Source organism: Paucibacter sp. Y2R2-4, from assembly GCF_025717535.1.
GTDB lineage: Bacteria > Pseudomonadota > Gammaproteobacteria > Burkholderiales > Burkholderiaceae_C > Paucibacter_A.
Map to the genome: position 1 here is coordinate 469437 of NZ_JAJIRO010000003.1, position 24399 is coordinate 493835.

Below are 24399 nucleotides of genomic sequence, written 5' to 3' on the forward strand. Positions count from 1 at the left end.
GGAGGCTCATGTCTTCAAGGCCATGGACAGAAAGAGCCGGGCTTTTTGCCAGTCGCGCTGCACGGTGCGCTCGGTCACGCCCAGGGTCTCGGCAATTTCGGACTCCAGCAGGCCGGCGAAGTAACGCATCTCCACCACCTGGGCCAGGCGCGGCTCCAGGGCGGCGAGTTCTTCCAGCGCCTCGTGCACGCGCAGGATTTCGTCGTCGCCCTGCGGCGCCAGCTCGGCCACGGCGGTGTTCAGGGTGAGGTGCTCCACATCACCGCCCCGGCGCTGGGCGGCGCGGGCGCGCACCAGGTCGATGACGATGTTGTGCATCACCCGAGCGGCGTAGGCGAGGAACTGGCCGCGGTCTGAAAAGCTCAGGTCGCCGGCCTTCAGCAGCTGCAGCCAGGACTCGTGCACCAGGCCGGTGGGGTCGAGCAGGGTGAGGTGGCCGCTTTGGCGCATGCGGCTGCGGGCCAGGCGCTGCAGGTCTTCATACAGCAGGGTGGCGACTTTTTCGGCGGCCACGCCGTCGCCGGCGCCGGCGGCGCGCAGCAGCTGGGTGATGTCGCGGTTGTTTGGCGGGTTGTTGGGGCTGCTGATGCTCATGCGGGGCGGGAATTCAGGGCTGGGGCCCTGAGAGAACGGGGAGGGGTAACTGGGGTAACGGGGGTTAGCGGGGCTTGAGGCCGCACTCTAGCGGCAGCGCCGCGCTCTCTTCTTGATCGACCCCAAAAATATTTACCTTGTCATGTCGGGTTGCGCTGTCGCTTTGCGTTTTACCTATTGAGGGCATGACGGAGCGTCGAGAGCGGGGAGGCCTGAACCAGCGGTTCGGGGCGATTGTCGAGACGTTGTGGCCCTCACTTAATTCAAACAGGCCAGGCTGCCAGCCGGGCCCCCCAAGACCGCAACGCCACAGCCCATGTTGAACAACAACAGTTCCTGGCCGCCATCTTCAGCACCAAAGCCAGTGACAGCAAAACCCGAAGCGCCCAAGCCTGCAGCAGCCGACCCGGCCGCGCTGTACGGCCCGCCGCCGCGTGCGGCTTTGGCGCAGCTGGGCCGGGTGGCGGATCTGGCGGGGCTGACCCAGGTTTTGAGCCGCGAGCTGAATGCCGCACGTCGGGTGGGCACGCGGCCAGCACTCTTGCTGATGGAAGTGGCGGTGCGTTCACCGCTGGGGCCGCGCCAGCTGCCTGACGAGCAGGCGCAAGCGCGCTTGCAGGGCCTGACCGAGCGCTTGATGGAGATCATGGGTGGGCGCTTGCGCAGCCGGGTGCGGGCCGCTGATGTGGCGCTGCGCGTGGGCAGCGATCGTTTGGCCGTGATCTTGCAAAACGTGGAGCGCGCCAACGTCATGGCGATTCAGACGCGTTTGAACAAGGCTTTGTCCGGCCACTATGAGCTGGAAACCCTGAGCTTGCATGCGGTGCTGAACATGGGCGCGGCCAAGTGCGAAGGCCCGCGCGTCAGCGCTGCCGAGATCACTGAGGCCGCCGAGGCGGCGCTGCAGGCCAGCGCGGTGGATGCCCGTTGGCCGGGCGCGGATGGCCGCCGCAGCCTGGATCTGCGCATGCCCGTGCCTGCGTCTTTGAGCCTGAGCGGCTATGCCGGGCGGGGCCTGTCGGTCACCTGAGCCGGCTGCGGCGCCTGAGTTTTGTGGGCGCGGGCCAGTTTGGGCTGCGGCGGAATCGACTAAGCTCGGGCCTCGTTTGACTCGACGCCCATCATGAAGAAGACCCTGCCTCAATTTGCACTCTTGACCCTGAGCCTGGCGGTCTTGACCGCCTGCGGCACCGCGCCCAGCGCCGGACCTGAGGCCGCGATGGCAGCGCCTGCCGCGAGCAAGACCGCAGCCGCCGCGCCCAAATTGATCGTCTTCTTGGTGGTGGACGGCCTGCCGATGCGCCAGGTCTTGAGCTACCGCGATCAGCTGCAGCCGGACGGCTTCAAGCGCTTTTTGGAGCGCGGCGCCTGGTTTGCCAATGCCCATTACGGCCACGGCCACACGGTCACGGCGGCCGGCCACGCGACCATGCTGACCGGCGCCTACCCCGAGCGCACCGGCATCATCAGCAATGAGTGGCGCGACGCCAAGAGCTTCGAGCAGGTCTACAACACCGGCGACACGGCCTACCAGTACATCGAGCACAGGACCGAGCCGCTGGCCGGTACCAGCCCGCGCAATCTGCGCGCCGAAACGGTGGGCGATGTCTTGCGCAGCGTGCAGCCGGAGTCCAAGGTGATTGCCGTGTCGGGCAAGGACCGCGGCGCGATTTTGCCGGCCGGCCACAAGGGCACGGCATACATGTACATGAGCGAGGACGGCCAGTTCGCCTCCAGCACCTATTACATGCCCAGCCATCCGCAGTGGGTGAAGGCCTTCAATGCGGCCAAGCCGGCGGATGCCTTCTTTGGCAAGACCTGGGCGCCGCTGCTGCCCGAGGCGGCCTATGCGCGCTCGGTGCCGGACAGCCAGCCCTGGCAGAGCAATGCCGGCAATGGCAACAAGCTGCCGGCAGTCTTGGGCGCCAAGATGGACGGCCCCGGCCCGCGCTTTTACGGCAATATCTTGCCCTCGCCTTATGGTGATGAGCTGACGCTGGCCTTTGCCCGCGCCGCCATCGAGGGCGAGCAGCTGGGCGCTGACGCAAAGACCGACATCCTCTCGGTCAGCTTGTCCAGCCACGATTACGTCAACCATGCCTTTGGCCCGGAGTCGCGCCTCTCGCATGACCACTTCCTGCATCTGGATCGTTACTTGCAGGGCTTCTTCAAGTATCTGGATGAAAAGGTGGGCGCCGGCAACTATGTGGCCGTGCTGACCGCCGACCATGGTTTTGCCGACACGCCGGCCTGGGCCAAGAGCCAGGGCCGCGACGCCGAGCTGCTGAACCCGGCGCTGCTGCAGGCCACGGTCAACGAGGGCTTGGTGAAGAAGTTCGGCGAGGGCCGCTGGGTGGTGGGCTTCTCGGCGGCGGGGGTTTTGTTCGACCACAAGCAGATCGCCGCGCGCGGCCTGCAGCCGGCCGAGGTGTACGCTGAGGCCAAGCGTTTGATGTTGCAGGTGAATGGGGTCTTGGCCGTCTTCACGCCGGACCAGTTGCTCAGCCGCGATGAGAGCACGCCCTACCTGAAGGCCATGCGCAAGGCCTGGCACCCGGAGGTGTCGGCGCCGGTGCAGTTCGTCATCAAGCCGAATTGGTTGTTCAGCTCGCGCCCCGGTGGCAGCTCGCACGGCACGCCGCATGCGTATGACACCCATGTGCCGATCTTGGCCTGGGGCCCGCAATGGGTGGGCCGCGGCGAGGTGACGCAGGCGGTGGAGGTGGTGGACATTGCGCCCTCGCTGGCGCAGATGCTGCACGTGAAGGCCCCGGCGCAGGCGCAGGGCAAGCCGCTGCCTTGGCCGCAGGCTGTTAAGTAAGCGTGAAAGGGGGCGAAGGCCTAAGGCTGCTCGCCCCTCACTGACTTACTCATTCAATCCAAGCTCATCATCGGATAGCGCTTCAGGATCAGCGCGAGGCTGCCGTCTTGGCGCATCTCGGCCCAGGCTTTTTGCAGGCGCAAGTGCAGGGCCTCGCCACTGGCCAGGCTCAGGGCCATGGACGGGCGCGAGTCTGAGAAGCGCAGCACCGGCTCGATCGAACCGGGGTCATGGCCCAGCTGCGTGAGCAGGCTGTTGGCCAGCGTTTGGTTGAGGGCCAAGAGCTCGGTGCGCTCGGCAAAAAAGCGCCGCAGCTGGCTGGCGTGGTCCACGCTGCGGTCCAGGTTCTGGGTTTGATTCAGGCCCAGGGCCAGCAGTTCGCGCTCAGACACATCGTCTTTGACCACCGCAATTCGGTAGTTGCTCGCGTCGGCGATGCTGAGCACCTTGATGTCGGGCCTGGATTTGAGCCGGTAGAGCGCGCCACGGCGCACTGCGATTTGCGCCGGCCAGAAGAACTGCGCCTCGCGCTCCGGCAGCCGGACCATGGCCGGCACCAAGACGTTGGCTTCGTTGCGCGCCCGCAGCAGGATGCGCGGCCAGGAGGCAAATTCGAACACCGGCTCGATCTTGGCGTGCACCAGCAGGCTTTGCGCCAGTTCGAAGGCATAGCCACGCGGACGCACATCGGTGTCGCGGAAGGAGTAGGGCGGCAGGTCTTCCAGCAGCACGGTGAGCTTGAGGGGCTCGGACTTGGCGGCTTCATTCGCAGCCTGAGCACTGGCCGGGCTTGGGCAGAGTGCTGCTCCACAAAACGACAGCAGGGCCGAGCGGCGGCTGAGGGCTTGTGCCATGAAGAAGGTCTCGATCAGACGGTGATTCATCGGTACTGGCCTGTTTGGCTCCAGTTTGCACGACGTTGATGTCATTTCTGCCGTCAAGAGACCGGGGCACAATGGTCGGCATGACAGCGCGAGATCAAACCCTGGGCGAAGAAATCGCCAATGCCATCAGCCATGGGCTGGGTTTCTTGCTGGCTGTGGCCTCGCTGCCGATTCTGACCTATACCGCGGCTCAGCAGGGGCAGGTTCGCAATGTCATTGCGGCCTCGGTGTTTTCGGCCACGATGATCTTGCTCTATCTGGTCTCGACGCTGTATCACGCGCTGCCCGAGGGGCGCGCCAAGCTCTGGCTGAACCGGCTCGATCATGCGGCGATTTATCTCTTCATTGCCGGCAGCTACACGCCTTTTGCGCTGGGCGTGTTGCATGGGGGCTGGGGTTGGCTCTTGTTTGGACTGGTCTGGACCAGCGCCATCGCCGGAGTGACAGCCAAGCTCTTCAATCGTCTGCGCCACCCGCTGTGGTCCACCGGGCTTTATGTGGCCATGGGCTGGTTGGTCATCATCGCTCTGGGGCCTTTGGTCGGGCGCATGCCCGCAGCCGGCTTGGCCTGGCTGGTGGCCGGTGGCGTGGCCTACACCGTGGGCGCGGTGGTGTTCTTGCTGGACCACCGGGTGCGCTATGCCCACTTTGTCTGGCATCTCTTTGTCTTGGCCGGCAGCGGCTGCCATTTCGCGGCCGTGCTGGGTTACGCCTTCTGAGTAGGAATCACTCGGGGGCGATGGCGATACGGTCGCGCCCCTCGGCTTTGGCAAGATAAAGCGCCTTGTCGGCCCGGCCCAGCAGGGCCTCGGCTGATTCACCCCAGATGGCTTGCGCCAAACCGGCGGAACAGGTGTAGCCATGGTCCGGGTGCTCCGGCAAGGGGCGCGACTGCCGCACCCGGCCCAGCAGGCGCTCGACGATGGCCTGGGCTTGCGGCAGGCCGGCCGCGGGCAAGATCAGCAAAAACTCTTCGCCGCCAATGCGGGCGCAGCCGTCTTCGCGGCGACTGCCGGCTTGCATCTGGCTGGCAAAGTCGCAGATGACGCGGTCGCCGGCGGCGTGGCCCAGGCTGTCATTGATTTGCTTGAAGTGGTCCAGGTCAATGGCCGCTACGCAGATCGGCCAGGGCTCGGTCTGGTTCAGGGCGTCTTGCAGCAATTGCATACCGTGGCGGCGGTTGCTGAGCCCGGTGAGATTGTCGGTTTGGGCGGCAGCCAAGGCCTTGGTGTGCGCCATGCGCAAGGCCCGGCTGTCTTGGCGCAGGCTGGTGATTTCGCTGCCGATGCACAGCATCCAGCCTTGGGCCTGCGCGGTTTCGGTCATCCACAGCCAGCGGCCATCGCAGAGGTCGGCCTCAAAAGCGCGATAGGGCAGCTTGCCGCGGCGCGCGCTGATGCTGGCGATCCAGGTTTCAATATGGTCGGTGTCGACGACGGCGCCATGCTTGTGGGCATGGTTGTCGCGCATGATCTCGGCCCAGGTGGGGTGCTCCCCCGGGCCGATGAAATAGGCCTGGCGCCAGGCGGGGTTGGCATGCCGCAGCCGGTCGTGCTCATCAAACAAGGCCACCAGCAAGGGGCTGTCCTCGTGCAGGCGCAGCATTATTTCGGCCAAGCCCTGCTCGAGCGGCAATTCGGCTTCAGTCATGGCAAGGGCTCCGGGGCATGGCTTGATTTTGCTGGATTCACTGGTGCGAGGGGAAGCCCGCTGTTGAAGTCGATACCATGCGCAGATGAATCAAAGCAGGGGAGCTGATCATGAAATGGGAAGACCAAAGACAGAGCGATAACGTGGAAGATCGACGCGGTGAATCCGCGGGCGGTGGTGGAGGAGGTGGGCTGCGCATCGGCGGCGGCCGTGGCTTGAGCTTGGGCGGTATTGTCATCGCCTTGCTGGCGTCTTGGGCCTTGGGCATCAATCCGATGACGGTGTTGGGGCTCTTGAGTGGCGGCGGTGGGGGTGCCCCGGCCCCTGCGGTTCAACATGCACAGCCGGGTGCCAAGCCGCAAGATGACGCGGGTCGCTTTGTCAGCGTGGTGCTGGCGGACACCGAGGATGTTTGGGGTAACTATTTCGCGGCCAGTCAGCAAAAGTACCCGGCGCCAGCCCTGGTGCTGTTCCGTGGCCGCAGCCCGACCGGTTGCGGCATGGGCGAGGCGGCCATGGGGCCGTTTTACTGTCCGGCCGACCGCAAGGTCTATATCGATCTGGGTTTTTATGACACCTTGCGAACCCAGCTCGGCGCGCCGGGTGACTTTGCTCAGGCCTATGTGATCGCCCATGAGGTGGGCCACCATCTGCAAAACCTGCAAGGCACCACGGCCAAGATGGACGCCGCCCGCCAGCGCGTTTCGGAGCGTGAATACAACGCGCTGAGCGTGCGCCTGGAACTGCAAGCCGACTGCTATGCCGGGGTCTGGGCCAATCGCTCGCAGCAAAGCAAGGGCTGGCTGGAGAAAGGCGATATCGAGGAAGGCCTGAACGCCGCCGCTCAAATCGGCGACGACACCTTGCAGCGCAAGTCCCGCGGCACCGTGGTGCCCGAAAGCTTCACCCACGGCAGCAGCGAACAGCGCATGACTTGGTTCAAGCGTGGCCTGGAGGCTGGCGACTTGAAGGCTTGCGATACGTTCAGGGGTGGGGCGGTTTGAGGTTTTGAGCTAGGCTCAAACAGTCGTGATTTATTCGAGCGCGACGAAGGGGTGGCGTGCGGCAATCGCAGCCACTGTGCCGTCGCGCCGCATGCTGTCCCATGCAAGTTGCAATTTGACATACAGCGTCTGATTGCCTTCGATGCGCGCCAAGCCCATGAACAGACTGACATCAGAGAGCTTCACCACCGGCTCAATCTGCTTGAAGTCATAGCCCAGCTTGTCCATCACTGCGGCAGCCACGGTGCTGTTGGCCGCCACCAATTCATCGCGTTGAATGAAGAGCTTACGCAGCATGGCTGCGTGGTCGGGGCTGCGGTCCAGATGGGTGCCAAATTCGAATCCATGGGTCAGCAGCGTTCGCTCGGCCGCGTCTTCGCGCACGACGGCGATTTTGTAGGCCTTGGCAGCTTCCAAGGTTTTGGGCTGGACATCGGTTCTAGATTTCAAACGGTACAGGTACACCTTTCGTGCTGCCGTTGGACCAATCCAGTGGAATAAGGCCTCGCGCTCCGGCAAACGGGCCATGCTGACGATCAGCGTCCTGTTGTGAGTCTGGGCGCGTTGATAAATTCGAGCCCAACTATTGAACTCAACCCGGTGGCGCAGACCGCTGCGCCGCATCAGCTCTTCCATCAACTCCACGGCGTAGCCGAGGGGTCGGCCATTGGCGTCCGAATAGGAGAAGGGGGGGACAGGCTCTAACAAGACCAGTACCGCCTCATCGCTTGCCTCGTTGAGGGGTACCTGTGCAGACAATGCATGGCTCACGCTCGCCAGCAACAGCGCTGCCAGTAGGCGCAAGCGCGATCTATGCATGCCAACACCTTTCCTGGAACTCGAGTTCAGCCATCTTGGCTTGTTTATTGCAGTATTTTGACCTACCGCAGGATTTTCTTTGAAAACCGGCGCCCTTGCCTGGCCGATTTCGGTCTAAGAATGAGGTGTCATTGTTAGGGGTGAGTGGCCCATGCCGATTGGCTCCACCTGTTCAAGGGGGGCTGCAGTGTTTCTTTGAGAAGGTTTGTGTGGAACACTCCACGTATGAAAACCGGGCGGTCCGTTAGCATTCGCTACAGGGCAGATTGAGCCAACGGACAAGGGAATCCACCAATGAGTACTCGTAACGAACACGATATGCAGACTGACGCCAATGCGTCATCCGAGCACGGCGTTGCCGCCGAGGCTCACGCTGCCGCAATGCAGCGGCGCCGCCGTTTCATGAAAATCGGCGCCAGCGCAGTGCCGGTTTCACTGACTTTGAGCAGCCGGCCGGTGATGGCTTGGCACTGCAATACAACTTCAGCCTGGGGTTCAGCCATCTTGTTGAATGGCGGCGCCAGTGTGAAGGCTCGGGCGGAGGCTAAGCAGTTGCAAGGTACCGAATGCTGGTATCTGACCAATTGGGTTGCGGATACCTGCACAGGGACAAATCTGACCGTCAAGCCCTGGACTGCTGCGGGTAAGTTGGCTTTTGCGTCTCCGAAGAACACTGCGACGTACACGAAGGCGAATCTGAAGATCAGCCAGATCTTTCCCTTGGGTTTGACTGGTGTTACTTCGACCGATACCGTAAACGCTGCTCTTGCCCGACTGGCTTCAGGGGACGATTACAGGGCCTATTTGATTGCTGCACGTTTGAACGCCCTGTATGCACCCAATAAAGACGTTGCCAAGTGCACCGTTTCGAACGGAACCGACATGACGCAGCAAATGGCCAAGTTGGGGGCGGGCCTATTCAAGCCGACCAATTCGACGGTTGCTTGGACTGCAGACAATATCAAGCAATATCTCAAGGCCAATTGGCTGGCTTGATTTCAGTCGAGGCATACAGCTAGCGTGACGAAGTGGCGACTGCCTGAGCGGTTGAAAGACATGGTCCTGGCCTGGGAAGGCGAGGACCATTTTGTATTTTTCGATGCCAGTTCCGGTGATACGCATTTGCTCAGTGTGTTTGCCTTGTTGCTGGCTGAAGTGATGGAAGGCGATGGCCTTACCCAAACCGAAATCCGACAGAGGCTGCTCGATCAAGCCGATCCCGAGTTACTGAGCGGAGCGGATGTGAGCCAGGTTTTGGAAATGCATATGCCACGCTTGGCAGAGGTCGGTTTCTTGCTGGAACAAGCCGTTTGAAGCTGTCTGAGCTTTCAGTGGCCGACATGCGGCAACGATTGGAGACCGGTGGTTTGGCTTTGACCATGCCTCCATTTTCAGTTCGCATTCGCTCTGATGTAGATGACCTTGCCTTGCATCTGGCTGCGATGTACAGCGAGTTTTCGCTGCAGCCAGATCTTGGGTTTTGTGATTTCCATGTTGAGATTTTGCGCTCACGTGGATTGCGCCGTTGGTTCAAACCTCAAGCAGAGTTCTCCTTTGACGGCGCTCGATCTTTTGTTCCCCTTCCGCAGGATCAGTGTTTCACCATGCTGGAGTGGGGGCTGAATTGGTGTGTGGCTGCGCATGCCCATCAATACCTGTTGATTCACGCCGCTACGATTGAGCGCGATGGCCGCGCGGTAGTGCTTCCTGCGCCGCCGGGCTCGGGTAAAAGTACCCTGAGTGCGGGTTTGGTGCATCGTGGTTGGCGATTGCTGTCGGACGAGTTGGCTTTGCTGGACATGCAAAGTGGCCTGATTTACGGCATGGCGCGACCCGTCAATCTGAAAAACGCGTCGATTGAAGTCATTCGGAAATTTGCTGACCAGGCGGTGTTGACACGGTCTGTAGCCAATACCAACAAGGGCACTGTCGCCCTGATGAAAGCGCCCGCGGAAGCCGTGCGTCGGGTGTTGGAGCCGGCTCGAGCGGCCTGGATCGTGTTGCCTAAGTATGTAGCCGGGTCTTCAGCAAGCTTGCGTCCCATGGAGCGAGCTCAGAGTTTCATGACGCTTGCCGAGCAGTCTTTTAATTACGACATCCATGGTGAACAAGGTTTTCGCGCGCTGGGTCGTTTGGTGGACAGTTGTGAGACCTTCCAGTTCGAATACAGCGATTTGAATCAGGCGGCCGAAGTTTTTGCGGAGCTGGCATGTCGGCCCATCAAATAAATCCGTCTCCCTTGCTTGTCTCGGCTTTGCTGCATCCCGCCTCCTGCAGCGCATTGAGCCTCTCGGATTGGGACCTGTTGGTGAGACAAGCGCGCCGCGCAAATCTTCTGGCTACCTTGGGCCTGCGCCTTCAAAGCAGCGGCCAACAAGCACAAGTGCCGAGTTGTGCCTGGGTTCATTTTGAATCAGCGTTAGTGTTGGTCCGTCGACAGTCGGCCGCCGTGGCGAATGAGGTGGGTCATATCCGCAAGGCTTTGGCGGCAGTCGATGCGCCGCTGGTCTTGCTCAAGGGCGCAGCCTATTTGCTGTCTTCACATCCCGCTGCCGCGGGTCGGATGTTCTCGGATGTGGATATCCTGGTGCCTCAGCAGCATTTGGGCCAAGTGGAAGCGGCCTTGATGGTCAATGGCTGGCAGTTCGGTGACTTGGATGCTTACGACAGCCGCTATTACCGCCAATGGATGCATGAGTTGCCGCCGTTGATGCATATGCGGCGTCAAACGACACTGGATGTGCATCACACCATCTTGCCGCCGACGGCGAGCACCAAGATCAATTCGCAGGCACTGTTTGAAGATCTAGTGCCGGTGGAGGGTCAAGCTGGTGTGTTCGTGCTGAGCCCAGAAGCCATGTTGTTGCACAGTGCCACTCACTTGTTTCATGAGGGTGAGTTCGACAACGGGCTGCGAGACCTGGTCGACCTGGATGTCTTGCTGCGGACCCTGGGTGGCGAGGCGATGGACTGGCGGAGTTTGCTGAGTCGTGCTCAGCGTTTGGGACTTGAACAAGTCTTGGGGCTTGCTCTGCGCTGTGTTCGACGTTTGCTCGGGACGCCATTGCCCGCTGATTTGCTGTTGAATACCCAGGCTGAATCAGCGTCAGGACTGGTGACGCGTGCCTTGGACTTTGCGTATTTGCGAGCCCTGCGCCCGCAGCATGCCAGCTGTAAATTGCCTGGCAGCGATTTGGCACTGTCTGGCCTGTACATCCGCTCGCATTACTTGCGGATGCCAAGCCACCTGCTCGCTTATCATTTGGCCCGAAAACTGATACTTCGCAGTTTTACAAGCCCTGAAGCTGAGCAAGACGCTCAAGCCTGAGGCGAGTGATCGGCCTGGATTCTTTCGCAAGGCCCAATTGACATGACCCGACCCAAACCTTTCTCCATGATCCGCGAGTTCCATCTCGCGGATTGGTTCACCTTGGCCAATGCTTTCGCCGGCATGGGGTCCTTGTTCGCGGTGATGAGTTTTTTGCAGACCGGGGATGTGAAACACATCTACTACGCCTGCGCTTTGATCCCCTTGGCTTTTGTCTTCGATGTGCTGGACGGCAGCGTGGCGCGGTGGCGGCAGCAGTCCTCCATCATGGGACGGGAGCTGGACTCGCTGGCCGATGTAATTTCCTTCGGCGTGGCGCCGGCGGCCATCGCTTACGGTTGCGGCATGCAGGGCTTGTACGACCGGGTGATTCTGGTGTTCTTCGTCGCCTGTGGCGTGTCGCGCTTGGCGCGCTTCAATGTCACGGCAGAAGCACTCAGCGAGGGCGGCGACAAGGTCAAGTACTTTGAAGGCACGCCGATCCCGACCTCTTTGGTCCTGGTACTGGCTTTGTGGGTGGCGGCGGCTCAAGGGGCCGTGGGCGAGCAACTGTGGTTCGGCAAGATTGAGCTGGCTGGCTTTTATCTGCACCCATTGGTGCTCTTGTTCGCGGTATCTGGCTCTTTGATGATCAGCCGCATCCGCATTCCCAAGCCTTAACTTCGAGTGCGCAGACAAAAAAAGGCCGGATGGCTCTGATGAGCGATCCGGCCTTTTGCTTGGCTGGCTGACTCGGCGGGGCCGAGTTGGCTGGCTTGAGGGTCTCCTCGACCCTCCCCTCCATCGTTTGTGCTGGCTATTGTGTGAAGCTGGAGTCCAAGTGGTCTTGGTATTTGCCCTGGTTTGCGCGCTATGCGAACAACACTGGTCCACTCGAGTGTGCGCAATGTCGCGACTAGTGAGAGCCTGAGTTTGAGTTCAAGGCTTGGTCCAAGACTTCGATCCAATGCCGCACCGGTGTTTCAGTGCCACTCTGCAGGTGCTGGATGCAGCCGATATTGGCTGAGACGATGGCTTCGGCATGCACGGGCGCCAAGGCCGCCAGCTTGCGGTCACGTAACAGCTTGGACAGTTGCGGCTGCAAGACCGAGTAAGTGCCCGCCGAGCCGCAGCACAGATGGCTGTCGCAGCTGGCCAGTTGCACTTCAAAGCCCAGCTCGCGCAGCCCCGTTTCAACGCCGCCACGCAACTGCTGGCCATGCTGCAAAGTGCAGGGCGGGTGATAGGCCAGTTTGGCGCCAGGCCGGCTTTGTAGCTTGGGTTTGAGTATCTGAACCAAATCGGGCAGCAGCTCGCTCAAATCGCGGGTGATGGCGCTGATGCGGGCCGCTTTGTCGGCGTAGGCGGGGTCGCCCGCCAAGAGGCGCCCATAGTCTTTGACGGTAACGCCGCAGCCCGAGGCGTTCATCACCAGGGCTTCGATCTTGCCAGCCGTGGTCAGGCCTTCGACCAGCGGCCACCAGGCGTCGATATTGCGGCGCATATCGGCCAGGCCGCCGGCGTGGTCGTTCATATGGCTGCGGATGGCGCCACAGCAGCCGGCGGCGTCGGCCACCAGAGTTTGAATGCCGGCGGCATCCAAGACTCGGGCCGTTGCGCTGTTGATATTGGGTGCCATGCTGGGCTGCACACAGCCCAAGAGCAGGCCTATCTTGCGGGGGTGACTGCGTGTCGGCCAGTCATGGGCGCGTGCGGGCGTGGCCGCTGGCACCTTGTCCTTGAGGCTGGCGGGCAGCAAGGGGCGCAAGGCTTGCCCCAACTTCATGGCGGGTTTGAAGGCGGGCGAGGTCAGGCCTTCTTTGAGCAGCCAGCGCACGCTGCGCTCCGCCAGCGGCCGCTCCACCTTGGCTTCCACAATTCCGCGTCCTATGTCCAGCAGCTGGCCGTATTGCACGCCGGATGGGCAGGTGCTCTCGCAATTGCGGCAGGTCAGACAGCGGTCCAGATGCAGCTGAGTGCTGCGGCTCGGTTGAGCGCCTTCCAGCACCTGTTTGATCAGATAGATGCGCCCGCGCGGTCCGTCCAGCTCGTCGCCCAGCAATTGGTAGGTGGGGCAGGTCGCGGTGCAAAAACCGCAGTGCACACAGCGGCTGAGGATGGCCTCAGCCTGTGCACCTTCGGCCGTGCCTTGGAACTCGGGAGCGAGCTGGGTTTGCATCAGCGCAGGCGGTAGCTGAGGGTCCAGAAATAGTCGAGTTCGGTCCATTCGAACTCAGACACCTGCGCCCCGAGCAAGTCGCGCATGCGCGCTTCGCTGGGGAAGTTCTTCAACACCTCGTGTTGGCTGCCGTTGGAGAGCTCGCGCATTTGGTAGCCATTGCCTTCGCTGTCAATGCGAAAGATTGGCGAGCTGTCGCCCTCGACATAGCGGTTGTCCATCAGCACCACGCGTGCACCCGCTTGCAATTGCTGATGGAATTGCTGCAGCCAAGCGGCCTGCCGTGAAACCGGCACATGTGAGAACCACAGCCCGGCAAAGCCCGCATCAAAAGGGGAGGGCGCCTTGGGCGCCACCAGATCCAGCGCATAGGCATCCGCCAACTGGAACTTCACCCGCTCAAAGTCCAAGGGTTTGGCCTTGGCCTCGGCCAGCACCTCGGGGTTGATGTCGGTGCATTGCCAGCTCTGCGCCTCGGCGGTGGCGGCGGGCAGCCAGAAGCCGGTGCCGGTGGCCACCTCCAGCACCCGGCGGCCGGAGAATTGGGCGCGAAGCCAGGCTTGCAGCGTGGCGATATTGGCCTGGCGATGCGGGCGGTCGAATACACGCTCGTACTCGCTGGCGCGCTGCGCGTAGTAGCGCGGCATGTGTTGCTCGGTCGAGGCTTGGGCGATGGGGTCAGAGTTGCTCATAAAGTCGGCCTGGGTTGAACAGGGCTTGCGGGTCGAAGGAGGCCTTCAGCCGCTGGTGAATGCGCAGCAGCGGGCCAGTGAGGGGGGCGAAGGCGCCAACGCTTTTGTCGTGGCTGCGGAACAAGGTGGCGTGGCCGCCGTGGCTGGCCGCCGCTTCGCGAACCTGAGCTGCGGGCAGCGCGGTGGTGACCCAGCGCTGCGCGCCACCCCATTCCACCAGTTGTTCGCCGTGCAGATTCAAGACGGGCGCCGTCTGCGGCAGCGACAAACGCCAGAGCTGCGCGCCGCCCTGTACCGCGCGTGCGGCTCCGACGAAAAACTCATCGCTGTGATCGCGCAGCCCACGCCAAAAGGGCAGAGCCAAGACATCGGGGATTTCTTCTCCGCCCAGGGTCTGAATCGCTGAACGCACCGCCGCCTCGGCGCCGGCCAGGCGCAGCACCAAGGCGCCATCCCAACAGGCGCTGGCCTGGATCGGCAAGGGCATGCCGCCCCAGCGGTTCAGTTGGTTCAAGGCATGAGCCTGGCTCAGCTCAAAGCGCAAGGTGGCCTGGGCCACCGGCAGCGGTAGCACCTTCAACGAAACCTCAAGAATCGGCCCCAGAACGCCCATGGCCCCTGCCATCAATCGCGCCACGTCATAGCCGGCCACATTCTTGATGACGGTGCCGCCAAAGCTGAGTAGCTCGGCTTGCCCGTTCAGCAGGGTCAGGCCCAGCAAATGGTCACGCAGCGAGCCGGCGCTGGCGCGGGCCGGGCCACTCAGGCCGCTGGCCACCATGCCGCCCACCGTGCCGCGGCCGCCAAAGCGGGGCGGCTCGAAGGCAAGGTGCTGGCCTTGCTCGGCCAGTGCGGCTTCCAAGTCCACGATGGGCGTGCCGGCCTTCACCGTCACCACCAACTCGCTGGGTTCATAGCTGCTGATGCCGCTGAAGCCGCTCAGTTCCAAGGGCTCGCCGAGCGGCGTCTGGCCGTAGAAGGCCTTGCTGCCATGGCCGCGAATCTCCAGTTGCGCCCCGCGTGTGGCAGCCTCGCGAATCTGGTTTTGAATCTGCGTCAGTTGCACGTCAAAACCTCGGCAGTTCAGGGTGGGCCAAAAGCCCGCGGCTGACATGCATGCGGCCGTACTCGGCGCAGCGGTGCAGGGTGGGCACGGCCTTGCCGGGGTTGAGCAGCTGAGCCGGGTCGAACGCGGCTTTGACGCCGTGCATCTGCGTCAGCTCGGCGGCAGAAAACTGCACACACATGGAGTTCAACTTCTCCACACCCACGCCGTGTTCGCCGGTGACCGTGCCACCGAGTGCCACGCTGGTTTCCAGAATCTCCGCGCCAAAGGCCTCGCAGCGGCGCAGCTGATCGGGGTCGCGGGCGTCGAACAGAATCAGAGGATGCAAATTGCCGTCGCCAGCGTGGAAAACATTGGCGCAGCGCAGCTGGTACTTCTTCTCCATCTCGGCAATCGCGAGCAGCAGGGCGGCGAGCTGCTTGCGCGGAATGGTGGAGTCCATGCACATGTAGTCGGGGCTGATGCGGCCCGAGGCTGGGAAGGCATTCTTGCGGCCGCTCCAAAACTTCAGACGCTGCGCCTCATCGGCCGAGACTTCGCAGCGTGTGGCGCCGCTCTCGCTCAGCACGGCCAGCATGCGCTCGACCTCTTCGGCCACTTCTTCCGACGTGCCATCGCTTTCGCAGAGCAAAATCGCCTCGGCCTCCAGGTCGTAGCCGGCGTGGACAAAGTCTTCCACCGCCGCCGTCATCGGCTTGTCCATCATCTCCAAGCCCGCAGGGATGATGCCCGCCGCGATGATATTGGCCACGGCCGCACCGGCTTGGCGGATGTCATTGAAGCTGGCCATGATGCAGCGCGCCAGCGCCGGCTTGGGCACCAGCTTGACGGTGACCTCGGTGATGACCGCCAGCATGCCCTCGCTGCCCACGATCAGCGGCAGCAGGTCCAGCCCGGCGCTGTCCAGCGCCTCGGAGCCAAACTCCACCGCTTCGCCTTCCATCGTGAAGCCCCGTACCCGCAAGACGTTATGCAAGGTGAGGCCGTATTTCAGGCAGTGCACGCCGCCGGAGTTCTCGGCCACGTTGCCGCCAATGGTGCAGGCGATTTGGCTGCTCGGGTCTGGGGCGTAATACAGGCCATGCGGTGCCGCAGCTTCGGAGATGGCCAGATTGCGCACCCCGCATTGCACCGTGGCGGTACGCGCCACCGGGTTGATTTGCAGAATCTTTTTGAACTTGGCCAATGCCAGTGTGACGCCCAAAGCATGCGGCATGGCGCCGCCCGATAGCCCTGTGCCGGCACCGCGCGCCACTACCGGCACCTGCAGCTGATGGCAGATGCGCAGCACCGACGCGACCTGCGCTTCGGTCTCCGGCAAGGCCACCACCAGCGGGCGCTGCCGGTAAGCCGTCAGGCCGTCGCACTCATAAGGCGTGGTGTCCTCCTTGTGCCACAGCAGCGCATGGGCCGGCAAAGCCTCGGCCAGTGCTTGGATCACCCGAGCCTGCGCATGGCTGCGCTGAGCGGGGTCCACGGTCGCTGTGCTGGCGCTGGATGCGTGGGCAGCAGAGGAAGAACGGGCGGCGGCAGGTTTCAATCGGCGTGATCTCCTGTGAGGACTGTAGCCTGCCCAGGCTTGCGTCAAGCTGAATGCGCTGATTCCCCAGCGATCCTTCTGTGAGGGTCAGGTCTTGCGTTTCGCCGCTGCTGCGGTCGTGCGAGGCGCCAGCTTGCTGGCGCTGGTCTTGGTGGCTGCCTTGCTCGGCGTTTTGCCCAGGCTTGTACCTTTGGGGGCCAAGGTCTTGGCCATGGTGTCCACCATGGAGCCGGCCACAGCGCCGGGCACCGTGGCTGCCTTGCGCAGGGTTTCGCCGGCGGCGTCAAAAGATTGTTTGACGATGCTGCCGGCCAGATTCTTGGCGGCATCGGTGGCCGTGTCTTTCATCGCATTGGCGGCCAGCTGGGTGAACTGCTGGCTTAAAGCGCCCCACCATTGCATAGGGTCGACCGCCAGGGCCGGAGCCGCTGAAGGCGACGCGCCCTTCTTGGCCTTGGCTGAAGCGGCGGCGCTGGGTGCGGTGGCGGGTGCAGGGGCAGTTTTGGCGCTGGGAGCGCTTGCGGCGGCAGCCGGCATCGTCATGGACTTGGCCGCGGCCGCCATGATCTCGGGCGGCACGCCCGGCCAGGCAGCCATGGGTGCGGCGTCCGCACTGGGCATCTTCAGCGCATCGCTGAGTTGGGCCAGCGGCACATTCATCGATTGCAAGGTGGACAGCGTCATGCGCTGAACCTCCAGCGCCTGGATGGTGGCACCCAGCATGCGGCCGTTTTGCTCCAGCCAGAACTGCACCGTGCGCAGCTCTTCAATGCGCTTGCCCAGCTCTTCGGGGTTGAGCGTGGGCGCGACCCATTGGCCGATGCCTGGCATGGCCGCGCCGGCGTTCTTGACCAGCCCCTGCAAAAAATCAAAGCCCGGGACGAATTTGCTGAATGCGTTGTCTGCCATGAGGTCTCCTGAGGGTTTTTGGGGTGCATGGATCGCTGCCGGCTGGATGGTACGCCCACCGATGCGTCGAGCTGTATCAGCGCCGGGGAGTCGTTGGCGGCGGATGGATCTGCTCAACCCTAAAGCCCCGTTCGCTCAGCAGCTTGGGCAAGGCTTGCGGACCACTCATATGCAAGGCACCCACAGCGGCCAAGACACTTTGGCCCTTGCTATGCAGGGCTGCGATGCCGGCGGCCAAATGGGGATTGCGTCCATCGTTCAAGCGCCCCAACCAGGCGCGATCGTCCTCGCTTTGCACGCAGTCGCACCATTGTTCGTAGCGCTGTAGGTCACCGAGATCGCCCTGTTCCCAGGCGCGCGCGAGGCGCAGCACGGCGGGGCGCACGCGATTTTGTTCGAGCTGTTGCAAGCCTTCGTCCAAGCTGCGCAGCAAGGACTTTCTGTCTTTGGGAAAGAGGGCCTGCATTTGGTCATCGGCCCGCTCCAGGCCAACGATGGGCATGCCGCGCGCTTGAGCCTGGCTGCTCAGCATCAGTTCTTGTCCATAGGCCATATCGAGCCCGTCCCAGCGGGCGGCGAGCACCGTCAAAGTGCTGAGCTGCAGCATCGGGTGCAGGGCCGCTAAGGCCTTGGCTGGCAGGCACGCGGCGCTGACCTGCGCGTCCAAACGGCTTTGCAACTTGGCTGGCAATGCGTTTCGGTCTGCCCGTTTGCTGCGGGCCAGGTCCGCCTGGGTGTGGGCGTCGCTGATGTTCAGCTCGAGGGCGAGCACATCGACCTCTTGCAGCGCCTTTTGCAGCGCGGGGCCAGGTCTTGCCCAGGCCGGGCGGCCGATGTGCATGCTGCCGTAGAGATAGGAGCTTCGGCCATCGCGCTGCAAACGCCAGAGCAGGCCCACATCTTGGGGCGCGGCGCTCTGTTCTCCCGGAGCTTCAGCAATAGGCAAGACGGGTGGCGGGCAGGCCGTGCCTGGGGGTTGGGCCTGCGCTGAGCCCCACAGCAGCAGGGCGGCACTGAAAGCTTTTAGCAAGTTTTTCATCAAGGCCTCGCCGCGATGCGCAACTCACCGCCTTGCTGGCTGAACTCCAGCTTGGACAAGATGTCCATGCCCAGCAGCGGCGCGCTCAAGGCGGGCAAGACGGTCACTGGCAACTGCTCGGCGCTCACACCGCCTTGCAGCCGGATGCTGGCACGGGCCAGATAGCCCTGGGTGATGCCGGCGGCGGTGCTGGAGCTGACCTGGCCTTCGGACCGCAGTGCCACGCGCTCGGCCAAGGCTTGGGGCAGGGCGGTTGCGGTGGCGCCGGTGTCCACCAAGAAATCGACGGCGTGGCCATTGACCTCGCCTGGCCAGTGGAAGTGCCCGTCGGGCGCCCGCTTCAAAACGATTTCACCGGCGTTGAGGGCGAAACGGCTTTGCTGGCGCTGACGCTCCCAGGCCTGGAAACCCAGGAACACCAGCAGAAAGATCAGCGCCCAGATGGTCAGCAGCTTGAGGCTGCTGGGCAGTTCTTTGTGTTGACTCATGCCGCTACGATGCCATGAAAGAGGAGGACTCATGGTCAAGAGCATTTTTCATCTGGCATTCCATGTGCGAGATCTGGAGCTGGCGCGCGATTTTTATGGCCGCCTTTTGGGCTGCGCCGAGGGCCGGAGCACCACGACCTGGGTGGACTTCGATTTCTTCGGCCACCAGATTTCACTGCATTTGGGTGAACCCTTTGCGACCAGTTTGACCGGCCGCGTCGGTGAGCACATGGTGCCCATGCCGCATCTGGGCTTAATCCTGTCCTTGCCGGACTGGCAGGCGCTGGCGGCTCGATTGCAGCAGGCCGGTGTTGAGTTTGTGATTGCGCCGCAGCTGCGTTTTGCGGGTCAGGCGGGTGAGCAATGGACCATGTTCTTCTGCGACCCCTTCGGCAACCCGATCGAGATGAAGGGCTTTGCCTCGCTGGACACGGTGTTCAGTGCTTGAAGCCTATGGACCGGCGGCTGCGCACATCGGGCTTGAGCTTGTGCTCGGCTTCGAGCTGAGACAAGAACTCATCGGCCGTCAGCGCCTCGCCCAAGATCTCCACTTGCTGGCGCACGGCGGCGAAGTCTCCGGGGGTCAGTGAATCCAAGGCGGCCAGTCGGGCGCATTGGTCGGCATCGATCAACTCGCTGCGGCCGGCCAGCGCTTCTTGCACAAACATGCGTTCGCGTTGCTCGGGCTTCAGTGGCTTGAAAGCGATCTTGAAGGCAAAGCGGCGCAGGGCCGCCTCGTCCAGGTCCTCGAACAGATTGGTGGTGCAGATGAAGATGCCGGCAAAACGTTCCATGCCGGCCAGCATCTCATTGACTTCGCTGACCTCGTAATTGCGCTCGGCCATGCGGCGGCTGCGCAAGAAACTGTCGGCCTCGTCCAGCAGCAAGACCGCGTTTTCGTTGCTGGCGGCCTCGAACATGCGGGCCATGTTTTGCTCGGTTTCACCAACGAACTTGCTGGCCAGATCGCTGGCCAAGCGAATCATCAAGGGGCGGCCCAGGGCTTGCGCGATGTGTTCAGCCAGGGCGGTCTTGCCGCTGCCGGGCGGGCCATAAAAACACAGATTGCCGCAGCCGCGCCGCTGCAGCGCGCTGACGATGCGCGGGATCTCAAAGCGCGACTCGCAGTTGAGCAAGTCCAGCGCATATTGAGTCACCACCGGCCGTGCGCCGCGTTCGCGCGCTTGGTGGCCCAGGGCTTTGTCGGCGTTCTCCAGCTGACGCTCAATCATCCGTTCGCAGTCACCGGCCTCCGCGGCCAATTGGGCAAAGCGAACCGCGGTGCGGATCTGCGCCGGCGTGAGACCGCGGCGGTCGGCCAAGCGGGCGGTGAACTCGGCGCTGACCTGCACATCGGCCAAGGCCTTAGTGACCAAGCCCAGGCGGGCCCCGGGCGGCGGCGACTTCAACTCCAGGTGGTACTGAAAACGCCGTCTGAAGGCAGGGTCGATCTGCTCAATGCGGTTGGTGATCCAGATCACCGGCACCGGGTTGGTTTCCAAAATCTGGTTGACCCAGGCCTTGCCACTGACCGAGCCGGAGGTGGGGGCTTCCAGCGCCGAGTCCATGCGGGCGATCAGCTGTGCGGTGTCGCTGGACAGCGGCGGGAACACGTCTTCGACTTCGTCGAACAGCAAGGCCACGTTCTCGCTGGCTTTCAAAAACACTTGGCTGATTTGCAGAGAGCGGTAGCGGTCGCGGCCGGAGAGTGAGTTGCCCTCGCGGTCGGCATATTCCACCTCGTACAAATCGAGCTGGGCGGCGGCGGCGGCCACCTTGGCCAACTCGGTTTTGCCGGTGCCGGGTGGGCCGTACAGCAGCACATTGACGCCAGCCTCATGGCGCTTGACGGCCTGGCTCAGCAGGGTCTGCAGCACCGCCAGGTCTTCGGCCACGAACTGGAAGTCTTCGCGCGACAAGCTGCTCTTGGTGGCGGGCCGGGTGAAGACCGCCATCAAATCATGCGGGCCCTTGTATTCGCGCATCAGCACCGGCGGCAGTTGATCGCTGACCTTCATCAGGTCGGCCAGATCGGTGATGTTGTGTTCGGAGATCAGGTTCTCCACCATGCCGATGCGTTCCAGCCGCGAGCCGGCGCGCAGGGCTTCGGCCACTTCTTGGGCATTGACGCCGGCCACCGCGGCAATCGCCGCAAAAGCTTCCTGGGCGGTGTTGACCTTGAACTCCACCAGCGCCCCACGCAACTCGCGCTGGTAGCGGGCCAGGGTGCCGTAGAGCAGCAAGGCGCGCTCGGCCGGGTTCAGCTGCAAGAGCGTGCCCAAGGCCGCGATATTGGTTTCAACCAGGGTGGACTCGCGCTTGAGTTGGCGGTCCAGCCATTCGCTGGTGGTGGCCAGCAGGGACATCATGTCCTTGGGCGCGTCTTTGACGTATTCGTCCAGATAAAAGAACAGCGTGGCTTCCGAGTAAGGGCCGCTCCAGACGCCATAGCGCTGCAAGAAGGCTTCGTCGCTGAGATCGGCTTGCCCGAGCCAGAGCTCATTGCCCTGGCAGCGCTGCTCCAGGTACTCGCGCAAACGGCTCAAGACGCGAAGCGGCCAGACCAAGTGGCGGCCGGTGAAGGACAGCAAGCCATTGAAGTCGCGGCGCAGATTGAAGCGCCCGGCGTGCTTGACCGTCAGCGTGAGTACGAACTGGGTGCACATCCGGTCGAGCACCGGCGCCTCTTTGAGGCCCGGTGAGGGCAGGACACGCGCGTCAGCCAAACGCTTGACCATGGTGGGCAGCTCCTCGCAGTCTCGTGCGTCACAGACTGCGTGACGCTGCCCGATCTTGTCCCAGCCGCGCGCCGAGGACAAGGGCCTTAATGGGGGGACTTAATGCATCACCACCGGCTGATGGCCCATGCGGGCATAGGCCTCGATGAAATCATCCAGGTCTTCTTCGCTGGGATCTTGCTCGATCAGGGCTTCGACGCCGTCCTGGAACTGCTGGGCCAGCGCGCCTTCGATGAAGATTTCTTTGCGACTGAATTTGTCGACGATCTCATAGCCTCCGCGGTGCAGCTGCAACTCGGGGTTGGCTTGTAGAAATTCCCCCGGCACGGGCTCAGTCACCTGGACGTCGAACTTGACGACACTGAAGCTGGGGGAGTTGTAAAGCATGTGCATAGCGGCTCCTTTCAGCATCAACTGCGGCCAGCAGCGTCTGTTTCAAGAGTTATCGGCACCTTGAACGCTTGGCCGTGGATAAATAGTGGCAGAACTCGGAGGATATCGGGGCATCTCTATCTCCTATTTCGTGTTTAAAGCGTCAAAAGATAACGGCTTCCCTCCCCCTTGTTCAGGGTGGTAGGCCATCGTCCAGCAAAAGCAGCTCCCAGCTGCGTTCGTCGGGCAGGCGATAAATCAGCCGCACCGGCAGGTGGCGCCGGCTCGGGTCCAGCCAGACGTCGATTTCGCCGCTGTAGGTAAATATTTGCGGCCGATGCAGGTGCAAGGTCGGTAGTGCCGCGCGGTCCGGCAGGTCCAGCAGCTCGGGGCCGATGACTTCAAAGGCCCAGTCGCGCGCTTCGCCGCGCAGTCCGATGACCGTCATGTGCAGAGTTCCGCCTGCCGGATAGCGCTCGGGTGCGGCGTCCAGAAGCGCCGCCAGCTGAAACCACCAGCTGAGGCGGTCTTGCACGCCCTCCGGCAGCTCGAACACATCGGCGTTGGACGAGAAGCTGATCAACCCTTCTGGTCGGCGGAAATTGGTGGCTTGCGCATCGCGGCCACGGCGCTGCTGAGCAAATCGCTCCGGTAGCAGGCCTTGCGGGCCGACCTTGCCCTCGCTGCGCCAGCCGGGCAGAGGGCGTCCGTCGAGCTGACGATCCAGACGCAGCTGATAGCTGGTGTCACGCTGCGGCAGCCAACTCAGCCGAGCCAGGCCTTGGCGGCCGTCTTGCAGCAACAAAAATCGCCATTCGACCGCGGTGGCGACCTGGGTGGGGGGCGGGGTGAGCTGCGAGCTTGTCGCGCTGGTTTGCGCTATCCGCGTCGGTTCAAGGCTGCTGGGGCTTGGTTCTGACGGTGTTTCTTGATCGACAGGCTTGGCCTTTGCCAGCCCAGGTTTGGACGGTCTTGAAACGGGCGCGTCCGGGCTGGGCTGGGCGCCCGCTTGCGGCCCAGGCGTACTGTGCAAGGTTCGCGTTTGCAGGCCTTGGCGCAGAGAGGGCGCGGCCTGGCCTTGCGTTGCGCTCTTTTCGTGGCCGGGCGTCAGTAAGAGCAGATGGGCGGCAATGCTGAGCAGCAAAGCCACTACCGCCGCCTGACGCTGCGCGGGCGCACTTCGGCGGGGCACGAGGCTGGAAGTTTGAGGCGGTAGAGACGAAGTCATGCGGCGCATTGGACAATGCTGCCATTGCTTTGCTGCTTTTCTCACCCACCGATGAAACTTGCCACCTTGAACGATGGATCGCGTGACGGCCAGTTGGTCGTCGTTTCGCGTGATCTGAGCCAGGCCCATTACGCCAGCGGCATCGCAGGGCGGCTGCAACAGGTGCTGGACGATTGGGGTTTTCTGGCGCCGCAGCTGGAGGAGTTGTATGTCGGGCTCAACCATGGCCGTTTGCGTCATGCGTTCAACTTTGAGCCCAAGCAATGCATGGCGCCTCTGCCGCGCGCCTTTCAGTGGATCGAGGGTTCGGCCTATCTGAACCATTTGGAGCTGCTGCAGAAAGCTGCACCGACTGAAGCGGCGCTAGAGCTGCCGACCGAGCCTGTGCTCCGGCAGGGCAGTGGCGATTCGCTGCTGGGCGCCTGCAGTGCCGTGCGTATGGGCTCCGAGGCCATGGGTATCGACTTTGAGGCGCAATTGGTGGCGCTTACCGGCGATGTGGCGCAAGGCGTCAGTTCCGGCCAAGCCTTGGAAGGCGTGCGGCTCTTGATGCTGGCCAATGGCTGGACGCTGCGCTTGCTTGGCGCGCAGGACCGCTTTCACAGTCGGCCTGCCACTTCCTTTAGCCCGGTGGCGGTGACGCCCGATGAGCTGGGCCCAGCCTGGCGCGGCGGCCGCGTCGATTTGCCTTTGCAAACCATGTGGAATGGGCGCAAGGTCGGTCAATGCGAGGCCGGGCCAGAGATGAGTTTTCATTTTGGTCAGCTGATCGCCCAGGCCGCCAAGACGCGGGCATTGCGGGCCGGCAGTTTGATCGGCTCCGGCCCGGTGTCCAACAAAGACAGCAGCCGCGGCTACAGCTGCATTGCGGAGAAGCGCGCCCTTGAACAGCTGGAGTCTTGCCAAGCCAAGACCGCTTTCATGTCCTTTGGGGACAGCTTGCGCATCGAGATGAAGGGCGCGGACGGCCTGAGCGTGTTTGGGGCCATCGATCAAGATGTGCTGGCCCTGCACGATGAGCCGGAAGAGGCTTCGGTGCCGGTCTGATAACTCGCGCTGAGATACCTAG

General features: G+C 62.8%; 25 protein-coding genes. 11 read left to right on the forward strand and 14 right to left on the reverse strand.

The window, feature by feature from the left end; genetic code table 11:
- Positions 1–6 precede the first annotated feature (6 nt).
- Positions 7–594: an ECF-type sigma factor gene (locus LNV06_RS13405; RefSeq protein WP_263538795.1), complete on the reverse strand. Its 588-nt coding sequence runs from the start codon at positions 592–594 to the stop codon at positions 7–9.
- Positions 595–958: 364 nt separating this feature from the next.
- On the opposite strand from LNV06_RS13405, the gene LNV06_RS13410 reads away from it, so the two are divergent.
- Both LNV06_RS13410 and LNV06_RS13415 read left to right on the forward strand, forming a co-directional pair.
- The gene (locus LNV06_RS13410) at positions 959–1624 is read left to right on the forward strand and encodes a diguanylate cyclase domain-containing protein (protein ID WP_263538796.1); all 666 of its coding nucleotides are present in this window, start codon (positions 959–961) and stop codon (positions 1622–1624) included.
- A 93-nt stretch (positions 1625–1717) separates the two neighbouring features.
- Positions 1718–3415, forward strand: coding sequence for an alkaline phosphatase family protein (locus LNV06_RS13415; RefSeq protein ID WP_263538797.1), 1698 nt, complete (start codon positions 1718–1720; stop codon positions 3413–3415).
- A gap of 53 nt (positions 3416–3468) precedes the next feature.
- On the opposite strand, the gene LNV06_RS13420 is transcribed toward LNV06_RS13415, so the two are convergent.
- Positions 3469–4299 (reverse strand): substrate-binding periplasmic protein, encoded by an 831-nt coding sequence (locus LNV06_RS13420; protein ID WP_263538798.1) that lies wholly within the window; start codon positions 4297–4299, stop codon positions 3469–3471.
- 71 nt (positions 4300–4370) lie between these two features.
- Here LNV06_RS13420 and trhA point away from each other — a divergent pair, with 71 nt between their 5' ends.
- Positions 4371–5018, forward strand: a complete 648-nt coding sequence (trhA, locus tag LNV06_RS13425) for a PAQR family membrane homeostasis protein TrhA (RefSeq protein ID WP_263538799.1) — start codon at positions 4371–4373, stop codon at positions 5016–5018.
- 7 nt (positions 5019–5025) lie between these two features.
- On the opposite strand, the gene LNV06_RS13430 is transcribed toward trhA, so the two are convergent.
- Positions 5026–5949: a GGDEF domain-containing protein gene (locus LNV06_RS13430; protein ID WP_263538800.1), complete on the reverse strand. Its 924-nt coding sequence runs from the start codon at positions 5947–5949 to the stop codon at positions 5026–5028.
- Positions 5950–6059: 110 nt separating this feature from the next.
- Between LNV06_RS13430 and ypfJ the strand changes: the two genes are divergently transcribed.
- Positions 6060–6953, forward strand: coding sequence for a KPN_02809 family neutral zinc metallopeptidase (gene ypfJ / locus LNV06_RS13435; protein WP_263538801.1), 894 nt, complete (start codon positions 6060–6062; stop codon positions 6951–6953).
- 30 nt (positions 6954–6983) lie between these two features.
- Here ypfJ and LNV06_RS13440 read toward each other — a convergent pair whose 3' ends face one another.
- A complete protein-coding gene (locus LNV06_RS13440; protein ID WP_263538802.1) occupies positions 6984–7772 on the reverse strand; it encodes a substrate-binding periplasmic protein in 789 nt (262 codons plus the stop codon).
- Positions 7773–8066: 294 nt separating this feature from the next.
- Here LNV06_RS13440 and LNV06_RS13445 point away from each other — a divergent pair, with 294 nt between their 5' ends.
- From LNV06_RS13445 to pssA, 5 genes are read left to right on the forward strand one after another with little or no spacing between them, the layout of a single operon-like run.
- Positions 8067–8768 carry a hypothetical protein gene (locus tag LNV06_RS13445; RefSeq protein ID WP_263538803.1) on the forward strand — a complete coding sequence of 234 codons (702 nt, stop codon included), beginning with the start codon at positions 8067–8069 and terminating at the stop codon, positions 8766–8768.
- 60 nt (positions 8769–8828) lie between these two features.
- Complete coding sequence (locus LNV06_RS13450) at positions 8829–9086, forward strand: HPr-rel-A system PqqD family peptide chaperone (RefSeq protein WP_263538804.1); 258 nt, start codon at positions 8829–8831, stop codon at positions 9084–9086.
- Entirely contained in the window at positions 9083–10000 is a 918-nt protein-coding gene (locus LNV06_RS13455; protein WP_263538805.1) for an HprK-related kinase A, read from the forward strand. The genes LNV06_RS13450 and LNV06_RS13455 overlap by 4 nt, the downstream gene beginning before the upstream one ends.
- Positions 9982–11100 carry a nucleotidyltransferase domain-containing protein gene (locus LNV06_RS13460; protein WP_263538806.1) on the forward strand — a complete coding sequence of 373 codons (1119 nt, stop codon included), beginning with the start codon at positions 9982–9984 and terminating at the stop codon, positions 11098–11100. The genes LNV06_RS13455 and LNV06_RS13460 overlap by 19 nt, the downstream gene beginning before the upstream one ends.
- Positions 11101–11142: 42 nt before the next feature.
- Positions 11143–11760 (forward strand): CDP-diacylglycerol--serine O-phosphatidyltransferase, encoded by a 618-nt coding sequence (pssA, locus tag LNV06_RS13465; protein ID WP_263538807.1) that lies wholly within the window; start codon positions 11143–11145, stop codon positions 11758–11760.
- A 235-nt stretch (positions 11761–11995) separates the two neighbouring features.
- Here pssA and glcF read toward each other — a convergent pair whose 3' ends face one another.
- The 7 genes from glcF to LNV06_RS13500 form a co-directional block, all read right to left on the reverse strand.
- Positions 11996–13258 (reverse strand): glycolate oxidase subunit GlcF, encoded by a 1263-nt coding sequence (gene glcF / locus LNV06_RS13470; RefSeq protein ID WP_263538808.1) that lies wholly within the window; start codon positions 13256–13258, stop codon positions 11996–11998.
- Positions 13258–13950 (reverse strand): class I SAM-dependent methyltransferase, encoded by a 693-nt coding sequence (locus LNV06_RS13475; RefSeq protein WP_263538809.1) that lies wholly within the window; start codon positions 13948–13950, stop codon positions 13258–13260. Before LNV06_RS13475 ends, glcF begins: the two co-directional genes overlap by 1 nt.
- Positions 13937–15064, reverse strand: coding sequence for a glycolate oxidase subunit GlcE (gene glcE / locus LNV06_RS13480; protein ID WP_411970116.1), 1128 nt, complete (start codon positions 15062–15064; stop codon positions 13937–13939). Before glcE ends, LNV06_RS13475 begins: the two co-directional genes overlap by 14 nt.
- Positions 15018–16493 (reverse strand): FAD-linked oxidase C-terminal domain-containing protein, encoded by a 1476-nt coding sequence (locus LNV06_RS13485; protein WP_263539136.1) that lies wholly within the window; start codon positions 16491–16493, stop codon positions 15018–15020. The genes glcE and LNV06_RS13485 overlap by 47 nt, the downstream gene beginning before the upstream one ends.
- Before the next feature lie 150 nt (positions 16494–16643).
- A complete protein-coding gene (locus LNV06_RS13490) occupies positions 16644–17465 on the reverse strand; it encodes a PhaM family polyhydroxyalkanoate granule multifunctional regulatory protein (protein ID WP_263538811.1) in 822 nt (273 codons plus the stop codon).
- Positions 17466–17541: 76 nt separating this feature from the next.
- Positions 17542–18504 carry a TraB/GumN family protein gene (locus LNV06_RS13495; RefSeq protein ID WP_263538812.1) on the reverse strand — a complete coding sequence of 321 codons (963 nt, stop codon included), beginning with the start codon at positions 18502–18504 and terminating at the stop codon, positions 17542–17544.
- Positions 18504–18992: a retropepsin-like aspartic protease family protein gene (locus LNV06_RS13500; protein ID WP_263538813.1), complete on the reverse strand. Its 489-nt coding sequence runs from the start codon at positions 18990–18992 to the stop codon at positions 18504–18506. The genes LNV06_RS13495 and LNV06_RS13500 overlap by 1 nt, the downstream gene beginning before the upstream one ends.
- Before the next feature lie 31 nt (positions 18993–19023).
- Between LNV06_RS13500 and LNV06_RS13505 the strand changes: the two genes are divergently transcribed.
- Complete coding sequence (locus tag LNV06_RS13505; RefSeq protein ID WP_263538814.1) at positions 19024–19440, forward strand: VOC family protein; 417 nt, start codon at positions 19024–19026, stop codon at positions 19438–19440.
- Here LNV06_RS13505 and LNV06_RS13510 read toward each other — a convergent pair.
- From LNV06_RS13510 to LNV06_RS13520, 3 genes are all read right to left on the reverse strand, one after another.
- A complete protein-coding gene (locus tag LNV06_RS13510) occupies positions 19430–21730 on the reverse strand; it encodes an ATP-binding protein (protein ID WP_263538815.1) in 2301 nt (766 codons plus the stop codon). The two genes, LNV06_RS13505 and LNV06_RS13510, sit on opposite strands and share 11 nt — an antisense overlap.
- A 99-nt stretch (positions 21731–21829) precedes the next feature.
- Positions 21830–22117, reverse strand: a complete 288-nt coding sequence (locus tag LNV06_RS13515; protein ID WP_263538816.1) for a BTH_I0359 family protein — start codon at positions 22115–22117, stop codon at positions 21830–21832.
- Positions 22118–22295: 178 nt separating this feature from the next.
- The gene (locus LNV06_RS13520; protein WP_263538817.1) at positions 22296–23294 is read right to left on the reverse strand and encodes a DUF3108 domain-containing protein; all 999 of its coding nucleotides are present in this window, start codon (positions 23292–23294) and stop codon (positions 22296–22298) included.
- A gap of 87 nt (positions 23295–23381) precedes the next feature.
- Here LNV06_RS13520 and LNV06_RS13525 point away from each other — a divergent pair, with 87 nt between their 5' ends.
- A complete protein-coding gene (locus LNV06_RS13525; RefSeq protein ID WP_263538818.1) occupies positions 23382–24377 on the forward strand; it encodes a fumarylacetoacetate hydrolase family protein in 996 nt (331 codons plus the stop codon).
- The last annotated feature ends 22 nt before the right edge of the window (positions 24378–24399 follow it).

Excerpts from the sequence above, each read along its gene's own strand:
- LNV06_RS13525 (WP_263538818.1), top strand. The coding sequence starts at position 23,382 with ATGAAACTTGCCACCTTGAACGATGGATCGCGTGACGGCCAGTTGGTC.
- LNV06_RS13405 (WP_263538795.1), bottom strand. The coding sequence starts at position 594 with ATGAGCATCAGCAGCCCCAACAACCCGCCAAACAACCGCGACATCACC.
- LNV06_RS13415 (WP_263538797.1), top strand. The coding sequence starts at position 1,718 with ATGAAGAAGACCCTGCCTCAATTTGCACTCTTGACCCTGAGCCTGGCG.
- LNV06_RS13495 (WP_263538812.1), bottom strand. The coding sequence starts at position 18,504 with ATGAAAAACTTGCTAAAAGCTTTCAGTGCCGCCCTGCTGCTGTGGGGC.
- glcE (WP_411970116.1), bottom strand. The coding sequence starts at position 15,064 with ATGTCAGCCGCGGGCTTTTGGCCCACCCTGAACTGCCGAGGTTTTGAC.
- LNV06_RS13450 (WP_263538804.1), top strand. The coding sequence starts at position 8,829 with ATGGTCCTGGCCTGGGAAGGCGAGGACCATTTTGTATTTTTCGATGCC.
- ypfJ (WP_263538801.1), top strand. The coding sequence starts at position 6,060 with ATGAAATGGGAAGACCAAAGACAGAGCGATAACGTGGAAGATCGACGC.
- LNV06_RS13505 (WP_263538814.1), top strand. The coding sequence starts at position 19,024 with ATGGTCAAGAGCATTTTTCATCTGGCATTCCATGTGCGAGATCTGGAG.
- trhA (WP_263538799.1), top strand. The coding sequence starts at position 4,371 with ATGGTCGGCATGACAGCGCGAGATCAAACCCTGGGCGAAGAAATCGCC.
- LNV06_RS13510 (WP_263538815.1), bottom strand. The coding sequence starts at position 21,730 with ATGGTCAAGCGTTTGGCTGACGCGCGTGTCCTGCCCTCACCGGGCCTC.
- LNV06_RS13490 (WP_263538811.1), bottom strand. The coding sequence starts at position 17,465 with ATGGCAGACAACGCATTCAGCAAATTCGTCCCGGGCTTTGATTTTTTG.
- LNV06_RS13500 (WP_263538813.1), bottom strand. The coding sequence starts at position 18,992 with ATGAGTCAACACAAAGAACTGCCCAGCAGCCTCAAGCTGCTGACCATC.
- glcF (WP_263538808.1), bottom strand. The coding sequence starts at position 13,258 with ATGCAAACCCAGCTCGCTCCCGAGTTCCAAGGCACGGCCGAAGGTGCA.
- pssA (WP_263538807.1), top strand. The coding sequence starts at position 11,143 with ATGACCCGACCCAAACCTTTCTCCATGATCCGCGAGTTCCATCTCGCG.
- LNV06_RS13430 (WP_263538800.1), bottom strand. The coding sequence starts at position 5,949 with ATGACTGAAGCCGAATTGCCGCTCGAGCAGGGCTTGGCCGAAATAATG.
- LNV06_RS13445 (WP_263538803.1), top strand. The coding sequence starts at position 8,067 with ATGAGTACTCGTAACGAACACGATATGCAGACTGACGCCAATGCGTCA.
- LNV06_RS13515 (WP_263538816.1), bottom strand. The coding sequence starts at position 22,117 with ATGCTTTACAACTCCCCCAGCTTCAGTGTCGTCAAGTTCGACGTCCAG.
- LNV06_RS13460 (WP_263538806.1), top strand. The coding sequence starts at position 9,982 with ATGTCGGCCCATCAAATAAATCCGTCTCCCTTGCTTGTCTCGGCTTTG.
- LNV06_RS13475 (WP_263538809.1), bottom strand. The coding sequence starts at position 13,950 with ATGAGCAACTCTGACCCCATCGCCCAAGCCTCGACCGAGCAACACATG.
- LNV06_RS13440 (WP_263538802.1), bottom strand. The coding sequence starts at position 7,772 with ATGCATAGATCGCGCTTGCGCCTACTGGCAGCGCTGTTGCTGGCGAGC.
- LNV06_RS13420 (WP_263538798.1), bottom strand. The coding sequence starts at position 4,299 with ATGAATCACCGTCTGATCGAGACCTTCTTCATGGCACAAGCCCTCAGC.